The sequence below is a fragment of the Dyadobacter sp. genome (assembly GCF_051859145.1).
In the GTDB taxonomy this organism is placed as follows: Bacteria; Bacteroidota; Bacteroidia; order Cytophagales; family Spirosomataceae; genus Dyadobacter.
On record NZ_JBHYGF010000410.1, the window covers coordinates 1 to 3,511 of the forward strand.

Below are 3,511 nucleotides of genomic sequence, written 5' to 3' on the forward strand. Positions count from 1 at the left end.
TCATCCCAGTGAATGCGCAAACCAATCGGCCGCTCTATTCTGATGTTCATGGAAAATGTGTATGATGCGCCCTGTTGTGCCGCTTCGTTAATCTCGCTGCCAAACCAGTAATTGATATAGCCTCCGCTCGGCCGAAATGCCAGATACACTTCCTTTCTGTAAGTGTTGAAATTAGGATCAATCTGCATCAGATCGACCGAGTCCGACCCCACAAAGCGGTATGCTTCTGCTATAAAAAGCGGATAGGTTCCGAGTTGAAGGCTCACAGAATCCTTTCCAAGCTTCACCGCAGTTTCTCGGTTGGCGACTTCATCCTGTGAACAGGAAGCAACGAAAATGAGCAAAGCAAATGCAGGCAGGTAGCGTCGAATTTTTCGCATAGTTCAAATTTTTCTTGTTAAAACCATTTTTCAACTACTTCAACAGACACGCTATCTGCTGCCCGCGCTGCCTGCTAGTCACCAATTGCCGAGATTTCAAATGCACAACCGTCTTCAAAAGCCCTGCAAGCACGGTTTTTGCTGGTATGCACGAAATTCTTTGTTCAACAAACTAAAAATACGATCATGGCAGACGATAAAACCAAAAAGGACGCCCGGGACCGCAACCAGGTTTCAGCCAGTGAGGATTATGAAATTGAATACCTGGCAAAGAAAAGCGGCGCTACCCGCGAGCAAATACTGGAAGCCATTAAAGCAGTAGGCGGCAACCGTGAGAAGATCGAAGCTTACTTGAAGAACCACGCGAATTGAAATTTATCAACACAAACCAAAATGGAAAAAACAACTGATCATGAAGAGTGGCTTTCAGGCGTGAGCCTGGGCGACCACGAGGATGTTTACAATTTATACGATTCAATCACCAATTTTGAAGGCTCAGGCCGGTTTTATACAACCAAGGAAGTCACCAATGACGGCTACCAGTATTTCATCAAAGCCGAAGGTGTGGTGGAGCATTTGTTCCTGGAATCCGACGAAGCTAAGTTTGCATTCCTGGACTACCTGGCCAAAAACTACACTGACGCCGAAGAAGGCGACGTGACGAAATGGTACAACCTGAAAAAAGAAATCGGTCGGGTCGACTAGTCAAAAAACAAACTGCCCGGAATGCACATATACATTCCGGGCAGTTTGTTTTTAAAGCTTAAAACTTTCAGGGTTTGTCCCAGAAAATGCGTGAAGTGACCTCATCTCCGCCCATTGCCGTAGCTGCTGCCCGGTAGTTTGCCCCATTCAGGTTTTGTTCCGAAAATGGATACGGAAAGCGCAGCGGAATTTCAGAAAGCGCCTGAGCCGGCTTCTGCAAAACAGGATAGTCGAGCCTTCTCCACTCCTTCCAGCCTTCTACCGGCTGGTTATGCATTGCAATCCACTTTTGTGTACCAATGCTTTTCTTCCAGTTAGCCGCGTCGAAAACAACGCCCGCCCGTGTCAGGTAAGTGGCAGCTTCTGCCTGCGTGCCTCCGAAATCGTGCACGATGGAAGACGTAATTGCCGCGTTGTAATGCGCCACGGCAGTTCCCGGCACATTAAACCCACGCAACTTAGCTTCTGCAAGCAGAAATTCAACTTCGGTATAAGTCAAGAGCAAACCAGGCAAAACTGGATCTCTGAGCAGGGTACCCGGCTGCGCATACCGCGCGTAAACATTGGCTACGCCGTAAACCCCGCCCACATACTTACCCGCATTCGGTCCGGCTGTGGCTGGCTGGAAAAACTCGTCAATGCGCGGGTCTGACAGTTTATTCATCACATCCACAAGCGTATTGGCAGCCACGTTATCATCCCTCTTGGCAAGTATGTCCGACATCGGGTTTGCGGTTGGCATATTGGCTGTGTAGTTCAGCTGCGCATCGTCTTCCGATGAGGTAAAAACGTGCGGCGCGGCTTCCTCGGCGAGCTTTTTAGCATTGGCAGGTTCCACGTCCGCAATGGTGATCGCAAAGCGGAGTTTGAGGGAATTCGCGAATTTAAGCCAGCTTTCCACATCGCCGCCGTAATACAGATCGCCCGTTGAAAACCCGCCAGCTTCCGGGTGTGCATTGAGGCTTGCAATTGCTGCGTCGAGGCGCTTGGTCAGGTCAGCGTAAATCGCGCCGTCATCCTCATAAGCTGCCAGCACATTATTGATATCCAGCGCCTGTGAATAGGGAATATTGCCAAACGTATTCACCAGCACCGCCCATGCATATACTTCCAGTACCTCAATGGCAGCAACCTGGCTGGCGCGCTCTCCGGCAGTCAGGAATGCATTTGCGTCGACCGTTTTGCGTGCCTCACGCAGATCGCTGAGCACGTCGCGGTATATCACGTCCCAAAACGACTTATTTATCTCGCGGGAGTTGATATTGTATTGACTTTCGTCGGGATACTGCACCGCAGCCCAGTACTGCAGATAGTACCTGAATGGATTGTAATTATAATCCGGCGTGGTAATAATGCTGGTCAGATTGAACTGCGCATTGCTCACCAGCGTAGCGGCAGGTACTTCCGTGGCTTTTTTGGGATCGATGTTAAAATCATCATCCAGGTTACTGACGCAGCCTGCTGTCAGAAACATTGCCGCAATGCTATATAGAATGGTTTTTTTCATGGTGTTTTGTCAAAATCTGAGTTTTACATTGAAACCGATGTTGCGTGCGGTCGGGTATGCCCCTCCCAGGTAGCCCATCGAGATATTACCTGCGCCAAATCCCGCCTCAGGATCTGAGTAAGGCACATCTTTTTGGATAATCCACAGGTTTCGTCCTACCAGCGCGAGATCAATTCCCTTTACCACTCTCAGCTTCGAGATCAGTCCCGCAGGCAATGCATACGATAACGAAGCTTCGCGCAGCTTCACAAACCCGGCACCGTAAATGTGGGATTCATTAGGTCCGTACGGGCCAAGTGCGTAAGCCCGGTTTTCCAGCCGCACATCGTTAGGCGAACCGTCCGCTTTGACACCTTCGAGCAGTATCCCCCCACCCTGCGCCACAGGGAGCCGCGACGGATTACCCAGCTCATTCAGCCCTGCTGTTTCAGGATAAAGCCCCGTTCCAAACCCGTAGAATGTATCCAGGTTGTAGAGTTGTCCGCCCTTTTTTACATCAACCAAAAAGTAAAGTGAGATCCCTTTGAAGCTCACCGTATTGCCGATGCCGCCGATCCAGTCGGGATTTGGATCGCCAATTTCTTTCGTCGGGCTCGATAATACATACTGCCCGCGCGGGTCAATCAGCTTACCGCCGTTTTCGTGGTACACATATCCCGAGCCGCGCAATATTCCGAAAGGTCTGCCGACGGTTGCGTTGGAAGTGACGCTGGTCTGGTAGGTTGCGATGATCATATTGTCACCCTCAGCCAGCGACTCAACCTTGTTCCTGTTCCGTGCCCAGTTTGCATTGATCGTCCACGAAAAATCGGCTGTTTTCAAAGGCGTGGCAAACACCGAAACTTCCCAGCCTTTGTTCGACACTTCTCCCGCATTGGTGTACTTGTAGCTGAAACCGCTCGTGGTGGGTACACTTACG

General features: G+C 50.2%; 4 protein-coding genes and 1 pseudogene. 2 read left to right on the top strand and 3 right to left on the bottom strand.

Annotated features, from left to right (window positions below; translation table 11 throughout):
* Positions 1-380, bottom strand: a 380-nt coding sequence (locus ACTIE6_RS20445; RefSeq protein ID WP_439558397.1) for a hypothetical protein, incomplete at its 3' end; no start/stop codon positions are given.
* Positions 381-566: 186 nt separating this feature from the next.
* Between ACTIE6_RS20445 and ACTIE6_RS20450 the strand changes: the two genes are divergently transcribed.
* Both ACTIE6_RS20450 and ACTIE6_RS20455 read left to right on the top strand, forming a co-directional pair.
* Positions 567-752: a DUF3606 domain-containing protein gene (locus ACTIE6_RS20450; RefSeq protein ID WP_439558398.1), complete on the top strand. Its 186-nt coding sequence runs from the start codon at positions 567-569 to the stop codon at positions 750-752.
* Between the two features lie 21 nt (positions 753-773).
* A complete protein-coding gene (locus tag ACTIE6_RS20455; RefSeq protein WP_439558399.1) occupies positions 774-1,085 on the top strand; it encodes a hypothetical protein in 312 nt (103 codons plus the stop codon).
* A 67-nt stretch (positions 1,086-1,152) separates the two neighbouring features.
* On the opposite strand, the gene ACTIE6_RS20460 is transcribed toward ACTIE6_RS20455, so the two are convergent.
* On the bottom strand, positions 1,153-2,592 hold the full coding sequence (locus ACTIE6_RS20460; RefSeq protein WP_439558400.1) for a SusD/RagB family nutrient-binding outer membrane lipoprotein: 1,440 nt from the start codon (positions 2,590-2,592) through the stop codon (positions 1,153-1,155).
* Between the two features lie 9 nt (positions 2,593-2,601).
* Positions 2,602-3,511, bottom strand: a pseudogene (locus ACTIE6_RS20465) (SusC/RagA family TonB-linked outer membrane protein); the annotation flags it as partial.